Origin of the sequence: Bacillus cereus group sp. MYBK95-2, from assembly GCF_051915225.1 — a bacterium.
In the GTDB taxonomy this organism is placed as follows: domain Bacteria; phylum Bacillota; class Bacilli; order Bacillales; family Bacillaceae_G; genus Bacillus_A; species Bacillus_A cereus.
Genome location: NZ_JBQAEH010000008.1, coordinates 138,752 through 159,321, shown reverse-complemented (window position 1 = coordinate 159,321; position 20,570 = coordinate 138,752). Strand labels below are relative to the sequence as shown.

Below are 20,570 nucleotides of genomic sequence, written 5' to 3'. Positions count from 1 at the left end.
AGACAAAACCCTAAATTACGAAGTGTCTTATAACTCTTTGGTGTGCTCATACACTACCGATTGATACGTTTCCGGATTAATTCTCAAGAATGTCGTGTAACCTCTCAGCAAACTCTTTATGATGCACTGTGTTATAGCCCACATGGTTTCCTGGAAACTCTGCGAATTCTGTTCCGAGGTGTTCTGCCAAGTTGAATGCGCAATGGTAAGGAAAAAATTCTCGTGAAATACTTCCACCGGCTGGACGTACCTGTATCGATGCAGGTTTTAATGAGTGCTTTAATGCATCGATGTTTAAAGTATAGCTGAGAATTCCCGGGATTTCATACTCAGTGAAATAAATCGAATTGCCGAGTAGTCGCTTTGTTAGCATATCCTTCGATAGTCCGGAATTGCTATCATCGATATTTGACAATAACTTCATGACCTCACTTTTATGATTCCCTTTAAGGTCTTCCATGAAATTTATAGCCTGCTTCAACTCATTTTCAGGTAAAAGTTGTAATAAAACCGGTTCGTGTGGGATTAGTAACTGTACCTGCCCAGGATGGCGTATACACAAATCAAGTCCGATGACAGCACCAGAACTACTTCCGAATATATAAGCCGGTTCATTGGTCAAATTGGCTAGCAGCCGGTGAGCGTCTTCACTATGTGTTTGCACATGGTAATCCTCAGTTTTATTGACGAGATTGCTACGGGAATGACCACGACGATCGTAAGTAACAACGGTATACCATTTAGCAAGATGGTCGGCAATATTATGGAACTTGTCGGCATCACCACCCCCACCATGAATCAAAAGAAGAATTGGACCCGAGCCACGCACCTCATAATAGATGCTTGCTCCAATTACTTGCAATGTTCCGTTTTTTACTATACTCATTTGTACATCCTTCCTTTCTTTTGTCATCTCCCTTAACATTACATGATTGGTGAATGATATAAAATGCAGGAAATAACTAAGAAACAAATTCACCATAAGAAAAAGCAATGTGTGGCTTTAAAATAAAGTTTGATTAAAAATATTGTGTTAAACCGTATTCTATGTTGAATAAAAAGAAACCATTTTGAAAAAAGTTTAATCCAAATGGTTTCTTATCCAGCAGGTTTATGTTTCTGTTTTATAAAAAAGTTTGATCATATATTTACAATTCTTTGATTAAAGAGATACAGCATCGCAACTTTATTTCAAAACTACACCATACATGGTTTATTCTCTGATGACATCGCGTAAATAATATGGTCTTTATGAATTCGATACATAATACCTCTCCCTTTTATATTTATCTACTATTACTAATTAGCTTTTTTTATACAAGCTCCTCTTAAAATTAAATGTTATTTTTATGTAAAAAAGCACGCAGATTGTTTTATAACATACACTCTTTACTATAACAGAAAGGTGGTATCACTATGCCCCTTATTCCATACAACGAAAGTGATGTTGATTTACTAGCTCGATTAATTCGTGCTGAAGCTGAAGGCGAAGGTCGCCAAGGTGAGGAGTTAGTTGGATGCGTTGTAGTAAACCGTGTATTTTGTGATTGCTTAGATTTTAAACAACTCCGTACCGTACGAGACGCTGTATATCAAAGCCCCGGCGGATTTGAAGCAGTACAATATGGATATTTTTATCAACGCGCTCGTGAATCAGAAAAAGAAATCGCACGAAAAGTTTTACAAGGTCAATGGCGCTGGCCTGCACGATGGGCTCTTTGGTATTTCCGTCCAGTTGGAGCTTGTCCGTCTGAATGGTATAATCAGCCATTTGTAGGACAGTTTAAAAGCCATTGTTTTTATGAACCAAGTGGTGATGAATGTCCGAAAATGTATTCACGATAGAAAAATTTGCAACGCAAGTACTTAGAAATTTTGGTACTTGCGTTGCTATTAACTGTGTTTTAGAAATCTAATAGTGTGATGAAATTTTCTATGCCTACTACATGTATTAATAATGGTATACGAGGACCATTTGATTGATTCATAATGAGCTTATATATAATAGTGAATAATTGTTTTTGATTTTCTTTCATTATTTTTTTATTTTCATGATGACAAATTGCATATAATTGCTCCATTAAGTTAGAGTAATCTTTATTAGAACGAAGTATTTTACAAACTTCTACTAGCCATTCTTTCTGCCTTTCATCTAATGTGTAGTAAAACTCTGCATTTTTCTCCTCATTTACCGCGATTAATTTTTCAGATTGAAAGTTTCTTATCCAATACTCTGCGCGATTACTTATCGCTCTCATTTCATCTAATGCATAGCTCCTATCTATTTTCTTTAATATCTCCTGTAAAATAGTTGAATCAAAATTTAATAATGGTAACGTTCCTGCTACTTGATTAAATTTCGGATATTCTTTAATCTCACTATCAACTCTAGAGATTTTAATTGCATCAAATAAATCTTCATTTTTGAGCGTTTTATTTTCATAACTATCTTTCAATCGCTCATACTCTGTATAATTACGAATCACATCTTCATCCAACCCAATATGAAAAGCAGCGCCTGGTTTGTATTTTGCAAACATAAAGAGAATTACTTCTGGTATATACACTTTCAATAAATTGCTTGGTGTAATACTATTCCCTGAAGAACTAGACATTTTTTCATGATTCCCTTTAATACCAATAAAATCGTAAGCAACGTAATGAGGCGCTTCTCGATTGAATATTTTCCTTGCAATTTCTTTTGATACATTATAACTACCCGTTTCTGATGAATGATCTCTACCGCCCGGTTCAAAAATAACATCCTCTATCATCCATCTCATCGGCCAATCGATTTTCCAGTTTAGTTTCATTTTATTTGTATTTAATACGGATAACTCTTTTTCATTTCCGCATTCACATTCATACCGGACTGTTTTTAATACTTCATCAAAATGTGTAATAGTTGTTGTATCTTTTCCGCATCTCTCACAATATAATGTAGCTGGATAAAAGCTCTCTCGTTCTTCTTCACTACACTCTCTAGTTTTAAAACCCATTAAAATATCATATATTTCTTTTCGTTTATACAAGGCCTCTAATATATTTTCGTTATACCTTCCGCTTCTATATTCATCATGTTGATAAATAAATTCTACTTCAATTCCAAATGCTTGAAGCGATTTTTCAAACTCTTTTTCAAAATGCTCCGCATACGAGTTATGACATCCATACGGATCTGGAATATCACAGTATGGCATACCAATATACTTTGCAAAAGATGGATCAATATTTTTTGGAACTTTTCTAAACCTATCATAATCATCCCACGAAAATATAAAACGAGTCTTTTTCCCTAAATCTTGAAGTGCTCTTACTACGAAATAAGTCGTTACGATTTCACGAAAGTTCCCAATATGAACAGAACCTGACGGACTAATTCCAGATGCACAAACAAACATTTCTTTATTTGGATGTTTCCTAATTAATTCATGTGCTACTTCATACGCCCAATGCATATATTACTCACCTCAATTATTTTTTGTTTCTCATTTCCAGTTTTATGCAACAAAAAAACTCCCACCCCCAAGATTATTCATCTTGAGGACGAGAGTTGTTAGCTTCGCGGTACCACCTCAGTTTGTTAATATGTCACCATATTAACCTCTTCAGGTACGGCAAAATATGCTTATACCCTATCTCTATAACGGGAGAACCCGTCGCACCATCCCTAAATAAATTAGTTCCTTGCGCAGCTCCAAGTCTTTTTTCATTAAGATGTATACCGCTCTTTCTCAGCTACCAGAGCTCTCTGTACGTATTCTTTCTTAACTACTCTTCTCTTCTATGCCTTAAATATTAGTTTTTTAATATGATAATTTATAACACTTTTATTGTCAAACTTTTCCGAATCGAAATCGTAAAATTATCTAAAAAAATTCTTTATCGCTTCTAATTGAATTTTGTGGCTACACTCATCACAACAATATGCCCCTTTTGGTTTCTCTTTAAATCGCTTATATTTTTCACTGCCTTCGTAAACACGAAATATATTCTTACAAGAAAAGCAAACAATCTCATAAAACATCATATGCATTTTCCTCTCCTTGTTTATACAATTTTTTAATCACTTGAGAAGGTCATTTTTCTACAGTATAAATTTTAATATCCTTTGACTAAAAGGTTTACCTCTATTCTTATCGAATTATATTAATATCTTATAACGCGAGGTGAACATCTTGTTCAGTAATATAGAATTAGTTTTAGATGCTAAAGCAAGTTTAGCTGAAGGACCATGTTGGAATGGAAAAAAGCAACTTTTATATTGGGTTGATATTATGGAGAGAAAATTATGCATATATAATCCTACCGCTAATACGAACCGAGTAATTGTTCTCAATCAACAAATTGGCTGTGTTGTTCCATATTTAGAGGATGTACTACTCTTAGCTATGGAAAACGGCTTTTATTCTATTAATGTAAATACAGAAAAACTGACACATATTTTTGACCCTGAACCACATTTAATAGAAAATCGTTTCAATGATGGAAAATGTGATCCAGCTGGTCGTTTCTGGGCAGGTTCTACAGATACATACGGTATGAATGCTGCAGGTTCCTTGTATTGTTTACATCATAATTTAAGTGTAGAGAAAAAAGTTTCACATGTAAATACATCAAATGGAATTGCTTGGTCACCTGATCATACATACTTTTACTTTATAGATACACCTACTAAAAAAGTGGTTCGCTATCAATATAATATACGTACTGGAGACATTCATAATCCAAGTGATGTAATCAATTTCTCTGAAAATGATGGTCTACCTGATGGTATGACAATTGACGAAGAAGGTTGTTTATGGATTGCACATTGGGGAGGTTCAAAAATAACTAGATGGAATCCCTCTACTGGAGAACAAATATTAAGCATTCCAATTCCCGCGTTATATGTAACATCATGTACATTTGGTGGGCCTAATTTAACAGATTTATATGTTACAACAGCCAGAACAAGAATGAGTGATAACGAATTAAAAGAGTATCCACATGCTGGTGGTATTTTTCGAATTCAAACAAATGTTAAAGGCTGTCCCACCTATTCATTTTGCAATAAAAATATTGGAGCTGAAACAATGTGAACCGTATCGATTACATTAGACAAGAAGAAAAGAAATATCACGACCTTTGCTATGAACAATATAAACTGTTTGAAGCTGGCTCTTGGCTTTTCAAACCAGTTAAAACGGTTATGGACTTGATGAACCACTTTGACGGACAAAACAACTTGCAAGTACTTGACCTTGGCTCTGGCGTTGGGAGAAATAGCATTCCAATTGCAAAAAAAATAAAAAATACTAGCGGCACCGTTACATGTGTTGATTTACTTAATTCCGCTTTAACAAAGCTACAAATTTATAGCAAAGAACATGATGTATTCGAGGTTATAAAAACAGAAGAAGCAGCAATTGAAAACTATCATATTGACTCTAACGCTTATGATTATATCGTTGCAGTATCAAGTTTAGAACATGTCAGATCAGAAGAAGATTTTAAAAATGTACTCCACTCTATGAAAAGAGGTACAAAAAACGACGGTATTAATTGTTTAATTATTAACTCTAACATACAAGAAATTGATTCAATAACGAATGAAGAATTAGAAGCTTTAATTGAAATTAATCTTTCAACCGAAGAAATGATAAGTACTTTAAAAAGCATTTATAAAGAATGGAAAGAACTAAAAGTTGAAATAAAAGAATTAGCTTATGATATTGTTCGAAATGAAAGACACATTCAATTAAAAACAAATGCTATATCGTTTGTAGTTCAGAAATAATCGTATAATAAAGATATGATTATTTCTCTCAGATTTATTTTTATTGCACGAAATTTGCAACTATAAATATTTATGAAACAAAAAATAAAAGAGCACTTGTTTCCGCAAGTGCTCTTTTGGGGATTTTGAGATACCCTATTAACGAAAGTTAAGGTTACTTAAAGTTAAAAGGTATTTATATTATATGCTTGTCCTTTTTATTTGTGCATAATCAATATATAAACATCTTTAATCATTCTTAATAACTTTTAGTTATCGTTCTTTCTTACATTTTATCATTAAGAAATTGATTGAAGGTTTATTTGCCATGTTCTTATTTGGTTCATCAATTTCCGAAACTTGTACTAATCTATATTGATTAAAATCTTTTTTTATAGATTCAGAATCATAAAAGAACATTTTTACACCTTCCATTATCTCATAATAATCTTTATCCAATTGTTTTCCTTTTCCGTACATGGGAGCTTTTTTAGAAACAGTTGTAAAAACCATATATCCGCCTGGTTTTAGCTGATTATAACAATCTTCAATAAATTTCTCTCTTTCCTGTTCATTCAACAAATGAAGAAGTGCATGACTAAATATCCCATCATACAGTTTATTATCAAAAGGCATTTCGTTTACTGAACCGTGATACATACTAACATCTTCTAGTCCGTTTTCTCTTGCTAAATCGATCGCTGTTTTCGAAATTTCAATACCTGTTACATTTATACCATTATCGATAAAAACCTTTGCATTTCTTCCATATCCAATACCCGGAACTAATATATTCTTAACGTTCTTTTCAAGAAAAAAATCTTTTGTCAAAATTGCAGATTCTGTAGGTTCAAATCCCCACATCGTTTGTTTTTCGATAAAACTTGATTCCCAAAATTCCATTATGTATCTATCTCCTTATTTTCAATCCATTTTTAGTATCACATGAAAAACTTATAAATTTTAACGCTGCGTCTACCTATGCCAAATTAGTTTTTTACCACATTCACTATAAGTCCATTGAATATAGCACAATTATAAGCCTATATCTATTATAATGATTGGTTTAAAATCCACCCTATTTTATTAATCCTTACGTTTGTAGAAAAATAAAAAAGCCAATACTTCCGTTATAGTGAAGTGACCCCTAAAAGTTAGACACGGTTATTTCATTAGGCAGCTTGATAAAAATGAGTCCGGTATTGCACCGGGCTCATTTTTAATTTTGCCTTTATCCGTTTTGTATTGTAATAATCTATATATTTTTCTAATTCTATTTTGAAGTGCTCTACACTTTCAAACTCTTTTATGTAGAGAAACTCAGACTTCATGATTCCAAAGAAATTCTCCATTACTGCGTTGTCATAACAGTTGCCTTTACGAGACATACTTTGTACGATACCTCTTTTTTGTAATGCGTGACGGTACTGTTTCATTTGATAATGCCACCCTTGATCTGAATGCATCATTAGTTGGTGATTTTCAGGTAAACCTTCTAATGCTGTCTCTAACATTTCTGAAACAAGTGAATACGTCGGTCTAGAGCCAATTGTATAGGTAATGATTTCACCATTATACAAGTCTAATACAGGTGATAAATAAAGTTTCTCACCGAATAATTTAAATTCTGTAATATCGGTTACCCATTTTTCATTTGGCGTATCTGCCGTAAATTTACGCTCTAAAATATGAGGTGCAATTTTACCAACTGTTCCTTTATAAGATTTATATTTTTTCATACGTACAAGACATTTTAAACCTAACTCTTTCATAATTCGTTGCACTTTTTTATGATTCACTATTTGATTACGATTGGCTAACTCATTACGAATACGACGATATCCATAACGACCTTCGTGTTCATCATAAATCGCTTTAATTTCTACTTTTAAATCGGCATCTGGATCGATTCTATCCATTTGTTTTACATAAAAATAATAGGTGCTTCGAGGGATATCCGCTAACTTTACTAATTCTTTCACTTGAAACTCATGCCTTAATTCATAGACTACTTGTGCCTTGTCTTGTTTGGTGATTTTCCCTTGTTTTGAACTAAGGCATTCAACTTTTTTAAATACGCATTTTCCATACGTAAGCGTTCTAATTCAGCTTGTAACGCTTCAACTGAACCTTCTGCCGGAATCTTTTTAGTATCATGTTTTGTGTTTTTATTTTTCATGGATGGACGCCCCTTTTTCTTTGGTTCAAGGGCATCTAAGCCACCTACTTCAAATTGCTTCTTCCATTGATAAACCGTTGTAAAAGAAGGAACCATGAATATAGCCGCTGTATCCATTAACGATATACCCGATTGAGCCATAAAATTTAGTACGTCTAGTTTAAACTCTGCGGTGTAATTTGTATAGACCTCGTGTAAACCTTCTTCTCCATGGAGTTCGTATAAGCGTAACCAGTATTGAAATTGTGCCTTTGTAATATGCATCTGTTTTGCATATTCTGCTTGAGAAATTATTTTCGGATAAATCCTTGAACGAGCGTTAACTTTAAATCCTTCGTAAATTTTGTCATACAAAAAACTGCACCTCCAATTGTTAGACTGTGTCTAACAATTGGGGTGCAGTTCATAGTATTGGCTTTTTCTCACGAGAAATTATCTTTTTATATTGTACCGATCTAATACTTTTTCTAACATTTCTAAAGTTATTGGTTGTGCTTCTTTTATTAATTGATAACCAATACGACCATTCGGTTCCGCTGTAACTTGCTGTAAACTCTTTACGTCATGAATCCCTTTTTCTCTTAATTGCATATAAAGTTGTTGTTCCGACATTTTTGCCTGCATCAAATTCTCTTTTACAATCTCTCCGTTTTCAACAATTATAATGCTACTTCCATTTAAAAATTGTTCCACCTTCCTTAATTTCAATTCAAAGAAATGAATGATAAGTAATATGCTTGCAAATATGATAGCCGCGAATATAGATGGGACTACTTTTCTACTTAATACAGGTTCTACAATAATACGGCCAATTGATACAACTATAATGATTTCAGCTCTTGTCATTTGGCTGACAGATGTACTACCTGTCATTTTCAAAACAATTATTCCAGTAAAAGTTAATATAATACTTTCCCAAATTATATTCATAATAACCCAATCCTTTAATGGTGTATTTTACTATCATTCCCATTAAAGGTGTGTTTTACTTACCTATTAAGTTGTTAAATCCTTCAGACCATGATGGAAATAAAGGTATCCAACCATACTCTTTACGTGCTTTATTATTGGAAGCTCCTCTTTCCCAACTATTTTTCCCATCTTGAACTTTAGGCTTAGGTGCCCCTATCGCTGCTGCATATATTGGTAACCATTCTTTACTAGTTGCTGGATAATTATCTACAATATTTACGATTCCTGAAGGCCAATTAAGGGATAGCATAGTAGCTCTTGCAGCATCTTCGACATGTATAAACGAGATTATCCCGTCTGATGCAATAATCTCATTATTACGAACTTGATTTGCTATTAATCCGTTTTCCGCATACCATGTTCCTGGTCCGTATAATGTGCCATAACGAAGTATTACCGATTCAGGTAATTCAGTAACAGCTTCTTCTAATTTCAATATGCCATTAACAGTGACTTGTCGAGGCATGGAAGCAGTAATATGTAGTGAATCTTTTTCAGTCGCAAATGTATCCCCTGGTTCATACGCCCATGAAATACTTTGAGCGATTATTTTCTGTACCCCTACATTTTTAGCTGCATCGACAAGGTTACGAGTGCCTTTTGTTCTAATTTTTGCATTATCCTCAAAATCCCATGAAGATAATGACGTTAATTGATGAATAACTACATCGGGATTTGTTTCTTCTAATACAGAAAATACAGCCTTTCTATTAAATACATCAGCTATTACTGGTATGGCACCAACCTTTTTCATTGCTTCTACTTGCGAAGTATTACGGATCATCGCAAAAACTGTATGCCCATTTTTTATTAACATTGGCAATAAAGAACGTCCTATTACACCCGTTGCACCTGCTACAAATATTTTCATATATGTTCCTCCTCATTTAGTAATCATAAATGTGACGAAACATTTGTAAGGTATGTGACAAATATTTTCTCATTTTTTTCGTTATTCATATGAAACATATACTTTTAATGGTTTAATTATCCCTAAACTCAATTCATCAAAGCATTGTATGAGTGAAGTATAATGTATTTCATGTTGAAAGATCTCTTCTATAAATGGTGTTTTTCCTATTTCTTCAAAAAACCAATCTGCATGCTTTTGATAATCGTATCCATCACTTGATCCAATGATTTGCAATTCTTTCTGATAAAAGTTAGCAGTTAATGTTAGTTCTTCTATATTGCCATCAGACAGTATACATATTTCACCATTAGTTTTAAGAGCTTTTTGCAAAGTATGGAACCCACTATTTGTAGCAGAACATTCGAAACCATAATCATATGTTTCTATTATTTTCTCTTCTGAATCATATATGTTTTTCGTACCAAACTTCTTTGCAAAATCTCTTCTATTTTTATTAGGCTCAACAACATCCACGTGCTCAATGCCTACATAGTATTTTAAGAAATAACAAGCGAGTAAACCAATAACTCCCATTCCAATTATAAGTACTTTTTCATCCTGTCGCGGGTTTAGTTTCAATACTCCTTTAGCGGCATCACATGAAAGAATAGATAATAAAGCAATTTTAGGTTGTATAGAACTAGGCACTCGAATTACTTTATGCGCCTTAACTATCCCTATCGTTTCATGTCCATAAAAAGAAACTACTTTATCACCTACGTTTACATGTGTTACTTGATTACCAACTTCAATCACTTCACCATAACTTTCATATCCAGTTTTTCTTGGATAAAAAGGATGCGGATCTGTAACATCGGATCCATTATACTGTGGTAACTCGGCCCCAATGCTTATCGATCCTGCGATTGTTTTAACGATAATTTCATCGTCCTGTATGTCCTTAATTTCATTTGTTTCCCACTCAAGTTGTTTAGGCCCTTTTACAATTAACTTATATTGTTCCATTTATATCCTCTCTTTTTATAAAGATGTTATAAGTAATATTGTTATCCATCTAAATTTCGACTAAATTTATTTACCTAATAGATGATAAATTACCCTTGCCCACGTTTATACCTTTAATGCTCCTGTACCTTTCTGTTCAGCGTCTAATACTTCAAGATTACTATTCTGATAACATTTTAAGAAAAGTCGTTGCCGCCCAAATGAAATACGCAAGTTGCGTCACGATATACATCGTAATTTCAAAACCTGTAAGCTTTCTTTCCCTTTTTATTTTCTTTAAATATCTATAAAAACAAAATGAACATAAGATCAGTAAAACAATAGACATTTGATATAGATTATCCACTAAAAGAACTGCCATTTATTTCATCACCTTTCCAATAGAAAGCGGGCTATAGTTCAAGCATACCATAAAAAAGGAATTAATTACCATGTAGTCCAGAGCAAATATTACCAAATTAAAACCAGTCACCTTTTTGAATTTATTCAATACAATGTTATGTAATCGACTACACACGATATAATAGGAGATTACTTTCTTTCACTGCAAATGCTTAGGAGGAAGTTGTACATGCAGTTGATTCATAACATAAGAAAGGCATTTAATAACCTATGTAACTACGATACGTTCAATTTAATACACACTATTCAATCATTAAATATTTCACTTCATAAAATAGCTCCTTTTATTACTTCACCAGTTAATCTTGAATACGGAAGGAACGTTATCTATCAGTCTGAATTCGTAGAGATTTTAGTATTAAATTTCCCCAGCAAAGCAAAGACCTTTGTGCACGATCATGGAATATCTGTAGGATGTATACTAATAGTCAATGGTACGTTACAAAATATAACGTACGAAAATAATAGCGAGCGGATTGAAGAGTTTACAGAGGGAAATATTTTCACAGTAAAAAAAGATACTGTGCATAAAATGTATAATGCTACAGATTCAGCAGTAATAACTTTCCACGTATATTCCCCACCATTAAAAGATGTCCAAATATATGAATAGTCTTTAGAAGGAGGAAATATGCAAAATTTGAAAGATTACTATATAAAGAGCTTACAAGATGGTCGTAACGTTTGGCTCTATGGACAAAAAGTAGATGTAACTACAGACAAACATTTTGCAGGAACATTAAGTACCATTTCTAATTTATTTACATTGTTTGATGATCCAATACGAAGAGATTCTGTTGGATATGTTAGTCCAAAAACGAAAGAATTTGTCCATACAGCCTTTTTAGTTCCGAATTCCTATAACGAATTATTAATGAGGAGAACCGCTTTTGAAACGTGGAGTTATGCTACAGACGGTGTAATGAGTAGACTATCTGATTACGCAAGATCGAGACTTACTGGCTGGTACGTATCAAAATATTTTTATAAAAAATTCGATGCACAGTTTCCAGATAAAATTACATCTTATTATGAAGAAGCAAGAGATAATCACTTATTCTTAAGCGTAGTTCAACGTGATCCACAAATAAATCGATCTACAGAATCAATGTTGAATACAAACGACTTAGGATTACTAAGAGTTACGAAAAAAACTTCTGATGGAATTTATTTAAGTGGTGCTAAAATGATTGGTACTGCTTCTCCTTATTCAAATGATTTATTAATCTATCCATTAGCAAAACTGACTGATACTCAAAAAGATTTAGCTCACTTTCTCATCGTGGCAGCCAATTCCCCTGGATTACATATGGTTTGTAGAGAACCATTTGCGAATACACATTCAATTACAGTTGATTCCCCTCTTAGCTCACAGTACGATGAAATGGATGCACTATTAATCTTTGATAATGTATTTGTACCATGGGAACGAGTCTTACTATATAACAACCCTGAAGCGTTATGGGCAATAAAGTCAGATGTAGCTTCTAGTAGTTTAGCTTATCACCAAGCAATTGTACGATTAGTAGTAAAGCTAGAATTTATAACTGCAATTGCTTGTGAAATTGCTGAAGCGATCGGTGCTACTACTTATTTGCATGTTCAAGAGAAGCTTGGGGAATTAATTATGCAAATCGAAACAATTCGCGCACTTTTAATTGCTGCAGAAGTTGAAGGTACTACAAATGAAACGAAAACTTATTTGCCGAATTTTAAATATATTGAAACTGCAAGGAATCTTGGTTCCAAATATTATCCCCGTGCAATAGAAATTTTACAATTAATTGGAGCAGGTGGGTTCATTCAACTTCCTTCGAGCTCGAATGACTTCCAAAGTCCGATAGCTAATTTATTGAAAAAGCACTTTAAAGGAACGAATATAGATGCCGAACAACGCACAAAATTATTTAAGTTAGCCTGGGATATCATTGGAAGTCCATTAGGATCTAGACACGAATTGTATGAAAGATTTTATGCCGGAGATCCAATACGAAATACAGCTACGCAATATGTAAATTATGATAAAAATCATTTTAAAAAGATGCTAAGTAAATATTTACATTAATGAAAAAGAGCACTCTTTTCTAAGAGCGCTCTTAAAAAACATATAGTTATTCAGTTACATATATAGTTGCTCCGTCCACAACTGCTACTTTTCTCTGTAATGGTTTCATTTTATTCACCTTTAGTTTTCTTCTTACACATGATTCTTATCATATTTTCTCGTATAGACTTCCCCATTCTGAGTAACTAATTTTAATGCAATTTCACCACAAACTCCATGTGGTATTTCAAATTCACCTTGTGCATTTGAAATACTACGCATCTTACTTTCAATTGAATCTTCATAAATTTTCACATTAGTTATAGGTTCGTTATTTTAATCTACGATAATACCTCTTGAATACTTTGCAACTGCTATGCATTAATCCTCTTTTTTATAATATGTAATCACAACAATTGCACCTGCCACTATAGCGCTACATACAAACAAGAGAATGATTTTGCGCCTCACAACGAACCTCCTAATTCAAATTATTCTTTTCTAAACTGAAAATTAAACTGTCTTAATTGCTTGATTTCCTCAATTACTTTACGAATACCTTCTTCAATCTTATCTTCTTTTACATTCGAAACATTTAACTTTAACAGTTTTTCTTTAGGAAAATTCCTCATATAATTCTTATCAATAGTATCGACACTTATTTGCCTGTCACCTAATTTTTGTATAAGTGTTTCTGTAACTGTGTTTTTCTGCATTTCTAAACAAGTGTGTATTCCAAATGTGTTTTGTCTATTATATGTAAATAATGATGGATCTTCATTTTGCACTTTTTCTAATGTTTCTGCTAGTTTTATTGATCTATTATAGTAGGAAGAATTAATTTTACTTTTATGACGTTCAAACATACCGCTCTTTATATAAATTTCTAAAGCCGCTTGAGAAATCATCGGACTATCAATATCTAGTATCTTTTTGTATGTATAGAACGCATTTGCAATGGATGGTGGAATGACCGCAACTCCAACCCGTAAACCTGGAAAAATAATCTTCGAATAACTTTTCAAATATATGACATGACTACAATTATCCAAGCTATATAATGGATCTGCTTTTGAATCAGTTTCTAAATCTGCTAAATAATCATCTTCCACTATAAATACATTGTATCTCTTAGCCAATAGTGTGATTTTTTCTTTCTCATCTTTAGAATAAGACGTTCCAAGCGGATGATGATATCTCGGTATCGTATAGAAGAATTTTATTTTTCCGGTTTGAAATATTTGCTCCAATTCATTCAAATCGATACCTTCATTCGTACGTTTAATACCGATTACAGGAACTTTATTTATTTCTAGATAATCAATATATAGATGATATGTTGGTTGTTCAATTAATACAGTTTCATTTCCATTCGGAAATGGTATAGAAGTTAATATAGCAAGTGCCTGCTGAACACCTGATGTTATAAAAATATTTTCTTCTTTTGTAAAGACTTGATAATTTGCTAGTTGTTTTTGAATAACTGGTATTAAAGATGGTAAGCCTTTCGGCGTTCCATATACAAACAAATCATTTTTATACGTATCAATAGCCTTATTAATACAATGTTGAAAATCTAAATACGGAAAAACATCTGGATCTGGTGCTGAGGAGGCAAAATCAATTATCTCGTTATTTTCTATAGTACTCTCTGATTTTTTAACAACGTAGTATCCACTTTGAGGGACAGAATATATAATGTGACGCTTTTCTAATTCATGAAGCGCACGTATAACTGTTGCCTTATTACATTCATATTGCGTAACGAGTGACCGTATAGACGGTAATTTCTTTCCTTCTCTTATTTCTCCATTTTGAATCATATTTTCTATGTCGTTTAAAATATGTAAATACTTATACATCTTACACCTCCTTCAGTAATTCTATATTTAATTATATCGATTTTTCATTCATATAGCATTCATTCCTCAATTAGTTAATTTTCCGATCATCTATATCGTAAATCCCAATAGCATATGAATCATTTTCAATCCATTTCTTTACTGCTTCTGTTTTAAGTACAACTTCAACTTCTTTTTCTATTTTCTGTCCAAGTTCTCTCGCCCCTACTTCATCATCGCTAATCTTAGTTTTTATATCAATGGTAACAGGTTGATTCTTTTTATAATTTATTTGCTGAATACCAAACCCTTCATATCCATTTTTTCTGAATACGTCATCAAATATATGTCCAAAAACTTGATTCCATCTACTCTCTGCCTTTACAACTTCTCTATTTCTTTGAGTTATATTGATTTTATAAGACGTTACACCTTGTATCACCAATCTTTTATTAATATCATTTTTTATTTCGTTACTATCTTCGCTATCAGCAATCTCTAAATCTAATATTCTTTCTTTTTCATCTCTTATAGCAGCACTAAAAAAAGATTCCTCCTTTACCGCTGCTGTGGCAATATCCATCACTATAGAATCTTCACTTTTAGCATCTTCAATGTCATTCTCACAGGCACATAATAAAGCAAGTGGAAATAAAAATACAAGTAACTTCTTTCCCTTTCTCATGCAGCACCCCTCCATATATTTTCATTTACGATAAACTTTTTACTTTGACATATAAATACCTTCTTTAATTATTAAATTTAACATTATTTCACATTTACCCCACTTAACAAGGGAATTACAATTAATAAATAGAATATCTCTATGAATAAATAAAAAGTGAGGGATATATAATGCAACGTGTAAATACGATTGATATTAGTAATGTACTACAATTGGAAAAAACTCTTTCGACTTTATTAAATAAAATGATTTCTTCAAAACTAGACCTTGAAAATTGGTTAAAAGAGCAGTCAAAAGTAATTTGGGACATCGAAGAACAATTAAGATCACATTACATCGCCTTTCAATGTAATACGGATGATGAAGAAATAAAGGATACTTTTGAACATGATCAACAATTTGTAAAGCCACTTTTAAAGCGATACCAAAATTTATTGGATAATAAATATTTAGAGTCACCTTTTCGAATGGAATTAGATTCTAATGTATATGGTTTATTAGATACAAAAATAAAAAATGCTCAAAAGTTATTTTGTGAGGAAAATATCGAATTAGAAATAAAGGAAGACAAATTAGTCACAGAGTACTTTGAAATCACTGGAGGATTAAGTGGAATTTGGGACGGAGAAGAAAAAACGATAACAGAATTACAATCCTATTTACAAGATTCGAATCGTGACACCCGTAAAAAGGCAAAAACCATTATTTCTGAACAATTTTTATCTGTTGAAAAAGAACTCCAAAACATATTAAATCAATTAATTGAAATTCGCCATCAAAAAGCAAAAAATATTCAACTAGAGAATTATCGTGATTATATGTTCAAAAAATACGAGCGTTTTGATTATTCAGCGATAGATTGCTATGAACTAGCTGAATCCATACGTAAGTATGTTGTGCCTCTTAAAGATAAAATATTGCTAGAGAAAAAAGATAAACTGCAATTGGATACACTTCGCCCGTGGGATGTATCAGCTGTAACTCCAGATCAAAAAGTACTTAAACCTATTGCAAATGAAAATGATTTAATTGAAAAGAGCACTCATATCTTTAATAAACTAGATGTTGAATTTTCAGCACTTTTAAACCGAATGTATAAACACAATTGTCTTGATTTAACAAGCCGCAAAGGAAAAGCAGCTGGTGGCTTTTGTGAGTACTTACCCGCTTCACAATTATCTTATATTTTTATGAACTTAAATTATACACAAGATGATATTGTCACTTTTATACATGAAATGGGTCATAGCATTCATAACGAACTCATAAAACCATTAAAATTACGACAGTATATAGAAATTCCAGCTGAAACAGCTGAGCTAGCCAGTATGACAATGGAGTTATTCTCGCTTAATTATTGGGATACCTTCTATACAGACAAAAAAGATTTAAAACAAGCAAAAATTAACTTCTTTAAAGATGTTATTTCATATTTACCTATTATGCTTATTGTCGATCAATTTCAACACTGGCTGTATGAAAATCCAAGTCATACTTCTGAAGAAAGAAATGAAAAATACTTACAACTTCAAAAACATTATCAGTCTAGCGTCATACATATTGATGGCTACGAAAACTGGATAGCAACGAGTTGGCTACCTGTACTCCATATTTTTGAAGTACCATTTTATTATATTGAATATGCGATCGCCCAACTTGGTGCATTACAAATGTATAAACAATATAAAGAGGATCCTAAGCAAGCGCTAGAAAATTATAAAAAGGCATTATCACTAGGAAGCTCGCAATCTATAAAAGAAGTGTATGATGCAGCCGGTATTCGTTTTGATTTTTCTGGTGAAACAATTAAAGAACTAATGCTATTTGTAGAAAAAGAATTAGAATTACTTGAGCAATTCTAAGAAGAAAGCTGCACCTATATTTTTGGTGTAGCTTTCTTCTTTATTTTATTAATCAACTCTATGTACTGAGTATCTCCATATCCGATTATTGGAAAAAGATAAAACAACTTTATTAATAATTCACGAGTTGATAAATCTTTATTTTTAGAGATGAATTTCATTACTGCATTATCTTCTGTTAACATTTCTAAAAATAAGTCTATAGCCTGACACATTACAGGTGGTACCTTATGAGAGGTCTTTTTATGGTTTACTAATACTTCATTGTATATAGAAGAATAATTCCCCAATTCAAGTTCAATTTGATTTACTTTAAATTCATCCTCTCTAAAGCTATTTAAGTATACCTTCCCTTCATAAGCCGACTGTTCAAGGTGAGAAAGTATGGTAAGTAGGTTCATTTGGCAAAACATATCTTCACCAAACCATAGAACAATACATTTATACTTTTTCGTAAAAAGGTTTTCTAACGGATCTATAACCTTTTTTATATAACTTTCTACTGAACTGTTATGTCCTTTCGCTCTTGTTTTAATAAACTCTTCATTAAAAACTTGAGTAGTAGCAGGCTTCACACACATTGCCTCATTAAATGGTGCATAATCAGAATCACCCATTAGCTTTTCGTTTTTAAATTCTTCATACATAACTTGACCATTTAATATGTTAAGTACCTCTTTATCAAATAGCTCACTCTTCCTATCTCGTAACTGTTCAACCTCTATTTTTCTAGAAATATTCATTTTAAACACCCCTTCTTTATTTAAATTTAGTTTAACAAATGATTGAATAGGCATTTTGTTAAGTTGGTATTCTCTTGGATTCATTCCAAAAACATTTTTACATATTCGATTTAGCCGTTCCTATTTATAGTGCGATAGAATATTCATTTGCTGGAAATGGGAATATCGTTGACTATGAGTATTCTATTACAAAAGCACTATTTGAAGGCTACCAAGAGGAAAATGAGCTACCAAAAGAGATGAAAGACAAGTTTCCGTTATTTATTAAATTAAAGGAGATTTTTGAATATAGCTTAATGCATATGTATTGGGATAAAGAAGAATTAACGGAGGAACAAGTACGGATTATGAACCTTTATAGGATGAAGATCGAAAATAAGAATACCTATATCAATATTTAAGAATGCTGTTGTTTAACTGCAAGGAAACTTTGGTTAAACAACAGCATTTATTAATTAGCTGACAACCTTTTTTATGACTTATAAATACTGATTCAATAATCTTCTCAAATACACTTCATTTTGCGGTGATACTTTTTCAGAAAATCTAGCTGCAATAATAATAGGAGCCCATTGAAAAACTTCATCTCTTGATATGCCGGTACGACTGCAATATATATGTAAATACATCTCAGCTAATTCTACCGAAGATTGTGAGTACAACAAGTATGTTCGAAATACATCTGCGCGAATATCACCTGAACTAGCATCTACCCAATCTATAACTTTCACTTTCTCTTCCTTACTCAAAATCAAATTAAATGGATGAAAATCTCCATGACATAGCCTAAAATCAAATGTAATAAAATCTAATTTTTGTAATATATCCTTCTTTTTGCGTTCATCCAATTTATGCACAGATTTAATTTGACGCTCTAACCTTCCCCTCATTAACTCCATTTCATCTGTATTCACATGTATAGCATGAATCTTTTTTTGCTCATTAACACAAAGGCTGATATAACGCTCTGCCTCATTTAAATTATTAAGCAAAAGATCACCAATGTTGTCCCCTTTTACATGTTCCATAATAATTGCCTGTCTATTTTGTATCTTTTTCACTTCAAATACGTTTGGAACTGGCAACCCACATGAATACGCATATTTTTGTTTTTTTGCTTCATTCATAGACTCTGTATCTGGGAGGTAATCTTTCAATAATTTTACAACCTTATCATCAGTTAAATAAATTTCTGCTGTATTCCCTTTTGCAATTGGATTACCTAAAACCACTTTATTTCCCCCCTTAACATAAATTAGAATAACACCTTATACTTCTCTTTAAATTCACTATACTCCTAGCTAAAACCTTCTTCACGAATATACAAAAAACTTACCGCTTTCCATCCTTAAATAGAAAGCGGTAAGTTTAATTGTTTAGGAATATCCGAATGAAACTCTGATGTATGCACAATTGAAAATGTATATCCTTGCTCAATAAATGATACTTCATTACGTTTACATTCAAATGATACACTATTTTTCTTAAAGTTATTTTGGATTCGCTGTAAAAATGCGACGTCTGGTGTTCCGAAAGAAACGTATACTTTCGGTGATAGAGCTTTCATCGCGATTGGAATCCAAGGTCGCTGCCACCAAGTCGCGACGATATATGCAGTGCCACCTATAACAAAGTTAAAAATATCCCCATCTTCCATCGTTTTCATATTTAGATTTGATTTTAACCATTCCGTAAAAACAGGTACACTTTTAACAGGAAGACCAATTTCCCTTACGTATAAAATGTTTAAAGGTGAGTGTGGTACTAATACATCCTCTTTAACATAACTATGTGCGATAATTTCGAGTAGATTTCCATCTCCGTCTTTAAAGTATAAATTGAATAGACCATTCTCTTCACCAATTACATTTCCATTTTGCCATTTTACAATGAGTAATCCAGAGTCCTTTAACCATTTTGCTGTTTCATGGAATTTTGAATATGGGATTTCAAAAGCAAAATGTGCAGGTGCGATTGGTTCATACACTTCTTGAAAACTAATTGTTGTATAAGGTGTTACTTCAAATTGAATGAAGGATGCTGTTTCTTTTTTTATTGGAAAAGATAATATGTCCTTATAAACTTGTTTTACCCCTTCTATGGAAACCGTTTGTAGTTTTATATCTGATATATGTGTAATCACTTTACATTCCCCCTCATTTCTTATTATCTATTCGTATTGTATTACACTTATAAACAGATAAA

At 32.4% G+C, this 20,570-nt stretch carries 20 protein-coding genes, 2 pseudogenes and 1 other annotated feature; of the genes and pseudogenes, 7 read left to right on the top strand and 15 right to left on the bottom strand.

Going from position 1 to position 20,570, the window contains the following annotated elements; all coding sequences use genetic code 11:
• Window positions 1-76: 76 nt before the first annotated feature.
• Window positions 77-886: an alpha/beta fold hydrolase gene (locus tag ACTFN4_RS23360; RefSeq protein WP_000029415.1), complete on the bottom strand. Its 810-nt coding sequence runs from the start codon at window positions 884-886 to the stop codon at window positions 77-79.
• Window positions 887-1,416: 530 nt separating this feature from the next.
• Between ACTFN4_RS23360 and ACTFN4_RS23355 the strand changes: the two genes are divergently transcribed.
• On the top strand, window positions 1,417-1,845 hold the full coding sequence (locus ACTFN4_RS23355) for a cell wall hydrolase (RefSeq protein WP_153593220.1): 429 nt from the start codon (window positions 1,417-1,419) through the stop codon (window positions 1,843-1,845).
• 59 nt (window positions 1,846-1,904) lie between these two features.
• On the opposite strand, the gene lysS is transcribed toward ACTFN4_RS23355, so the two are convergent.
• Both lysS and ACTFN4_RS23345 read right to left on the bottom strand, forming a co-directional pair.
• Window positions 1,905-3,458, bottom strand: coding sequence for a lysine--tRNA ligase (gene lysS, locus ACTFN4_RS23350; RefSeq protein WP_173600693.1), 1,554 nt, complete (start codon window positions 3,456-3,458; stop codon window positions 1,905-1,907).
• An 81-nt stretch (window positions 3,459-3,539) separates the two neighbouring features.
• Window positions 3,540-3,796 (bottom strand) — a binding site (T-box leader).
• A gap of 69 nt (window positions 3,797-3,865) precedes the next feature.
• A complete protein-coding gene (locus ACTFN4_RS23345) occupies window positions 3,866-4,036 on the bottom strand; it encodes a DUF2197 domain-containing protein (protein ID WP_000551042.1) in 171 nt (56 codons plus the stop codon).
• 142 nt (window positions 4,037-4,178) lie between these two features.
• On the opposite strand from ACTFN4_RS23345, the gene ACTFN4_RS23340 reads away from it, so the two are divergent.
• Window positions 4,179-5,081: an SMP-30/gluconolactonase/LRE family protein gene (locus ACTFN4_RS23340; RefSeq protein WP_000492433.1), complete on the top strand. Its 903-nt coding sequence runs from the start codon at window positions 4,179-4,181 to the stop codon at window positions 5,079-5,081.
• Window positions 5,078-5,779, top strand: coding sequence for a class I SAM-dependent methyltransferase (locus tag ACTFN4_RS23335; protein WP_001079453.1), 702 nt, complete (start codon window positions 5,078-5,080; stop codon window positions 5,777-5,779). Before ACTFN4_RS23340 ends, ACTFN4_RS23335 begins: the two co-directional genes overlap by 4 nt.
• Before the next feature lie 252 nt (window positions 5,780-6,031).
• Here the strand turns inward: ACTFN4_RS23335 and ACTFN4_RS23330 are convergent, their stop codons facing one another.
• The 6 genes and pseudogenes from ACTFN4_RS23330 to ACTFN4_RS23305 form a co-directional block, all read right to left on the bottom strand.
• Complete coding sequence (locus tag ACTFN4_RS23330) at window positions 6,032-6,661, bottom strand: class I SAM-dependent methyltransferase (RefSeq protein ID WP_000397612.1); 630 nt, start codon at window positions 6,659-6,661, stop codon at window positions 6,032-6,034.
• A gap of 269 nt (window positions 6,662-6,930) precedes the next feature.
• Window positions 6,931-8,287, bottom strand: a pseudogene (locus ACTFN4_RS23325) (IS3-like element ISBce18 family transposase).
• Between the two features lie 82 nt (window positions 8,288-8,369).
• Entirely contained in the window at window positions 8,370-8,867 is a 498-nt protein-coding gene (locus ACTFN4_RS23320) for a DUF421 domain-containing protein (protein WP_001021701.1), read from the bottom strand.
• 55 nt (window positions 8,868-8,922) lie between these two features.
• Window positions 8,923-9,780, bottom strand: a complete 858-nt coding sequence (locus ACTFN4_RS23315) for an NAD-dependent epimerase/dehydratase family protein (RefSeq protein WP_000689433.1) — start codon at window positions 9,778-9,780, stop codon at window positions 8,923-8,925.
• A gap of 81 nt (window positions 9,781-9,861) precedes the next feature.
• Window positions 9,862-10,788, bottom strand: a complete 927-nt coding sequence (locus ACTFN4_RS23310; RefSeq protein WP_173601082.1) for a zinc-dependent alcohol dehydrogenase — start codon at window positions 10,786-10,788, stop codon at window positions 9,862-9,864.
• A 160-nt stretch (window positions 10,789-10,948) separates the two neighbouring features.
• The gene (locus tag ACTFN4_RS23305) at window positions 10,949-11,149 is read right to left on the bottom strand and encodes a hypothetical protein (protein ID WP_000279689.1); all 201 of its coding nucleotides are present in this window, start codon (window positions 11,147-11,149) and stop codon (window positions 10,949-10,951) included.
• Between the two features lie 210 nt (window positions 11,150-11,359).
• Between ACTFN4_RS23305 and ACTFN4_RS23300 the strand changes: the two genes are divergently transcribed.
• Together ACTFN4_RS23300 and ACTFN4_RS23295 are read left to right on the top strand one after the other, a co-directional pair.
• Window positions 11,360-11,803, top strand: a complete 444-nt coding sequence (locus ACTFN4_RS23300) for a cysteine dioxygenase (protein WP_001176009.1) — start codon at window positions 11,360-11,362, stop codon at window positions 11,801-11,803.
• Window positions 11,804-11,821: 18 nt separating this feature from the next.
• The gene (locus ACTFN4_RS23295) at window positions 11,822-13,255 is read left to right on the top strand and encodes a 4-hydroxyphenylacetate 3-hydroxylase family protein (RefSeq protein WP_001180384.1); all 1,434 of its coding nucleotides are present in this window, start codon (window positions 11,822-11,824) and stop codon (window positions 13,253-13,255) included.
• Between the two features lie 132 nt (window positions 13,256-13,387).
• Here ACTFN4_RS23295 and ACTFN4_RS23290 read toward each other — a convergent pair.
• From ACTFN4_RS23290 to ACTFN4_RS23280, 3 genes and pseudogenes are all read right to left on the bottom strand, one after another.
• Window positions 13,388-13,612: pseudogene (locus ACTFN4_RS23290) on the bottom strand (hypothetical protein).
• A 113-nt stretch (window positions 13,613-13,725) separates the two neighbouring features.
• Entirely contained in the window at window positions 13,726-15,096 is a 1,371-nt protein-coding gene (locus ACTFN4_RS23285; protein WP_000280124.1) for an aminotransferase-like domain-containing protein, read from the bottom strand.
• Between the two features lie 70 nt (window positions 15,097-15,166).
• A complete protein-coding gene (locus ACTFN4_RS23280) occupies window positions 15,167-15,760 on the bottom strand; it encodes a DUF4030 domain-containing protein (RefSeq protein WP_001225383.1) in 594 nt (197 codons plus the stop codon).
• A 170-nt stretch (window positions 15,761-15,930) separates the two neighbouring features.
• Between ACTFN4_RS23280 and ACTFN4_RS23275 the strand changes: the two genes are divergently transcribed.
• A complete protein-coding gene (locus ACTFN4_RS23275; protein WP_439962859.1) occupies window positions 15,931-17,622 on the top strand; it encodes a M3 family oligoendopeptidase in 1,692 nt (563 codons plus the stop codon).
• A 14-nt stretch (window positions 17,623-17,636) separates the two neighbouring features.
• Here ACTFN4_RS23275 and ACTFN4_RS23270 read toward each other — a convergent pair whose 3' ends face one another.
• Complete coding sequence (locus tag ACTFN4_RS23270; RefSeq protein ID WP_439962858.1) at window positions 17,637-18,449, bottom strand: AraC family transcriptional regulator; 813 nt, start codon at window positions 18,447-18,449, stop codon at window positions 17,637-17,639.
• On the opposite strand from ACTFN4_RS23270, the gene ACTFN4_RS23265 reads away from it, so the two are divergent.
• Entirely contained in the window at window positions 18,440-18,766 is a 327-nt protein-coding gene (locus ACTFN4_RS23265; RefSeq protein WP_002006075.1) for a hypothetical protein, read from the top strand. The genes ACTFN4_RS23270 and ACTFN4_RS23265 overlap by 10 nt on opposite strands.
• A 78-nt stretch (window positions 18,767-18,844) precedes the next feature.
• Here the strand turns inward: ACTFN4_RS23265 and ACTFN4_RS23260 are convergent, their stop codons facing one another.
• Both ACTFN4_RS23260 and ACTFN4_RS23255 read right to left on the bottom strand, forming a co-directional pair.
• The gene (locus ACTFN4_RS23260) at window positions 18,845-19,597 is read right to left on the bottom strand and encodes an aminoglycoside phosphotransferase family protein (RefSeq protein ID WP_016512795.1); all 753 of its coding nucleotides are present in this window, start codon (window positions 19,595-19,597) and stop codon (window positions 18,845-18,847) included.
• A gap of 116 nt (window positions 19,598-19,713) precedes the next feature.
• A complete protein-coding gene (locus ACTFN4_RS23255) occupies window positions 19,714-20,508 on the bottom strand; it encodes a VOC family protein (protein WP_000627924.1) in 795 nt (264 codons plus the stop codon).
• Window positions 20,509-20,570 lie beyond the last annotated feature (62 nt).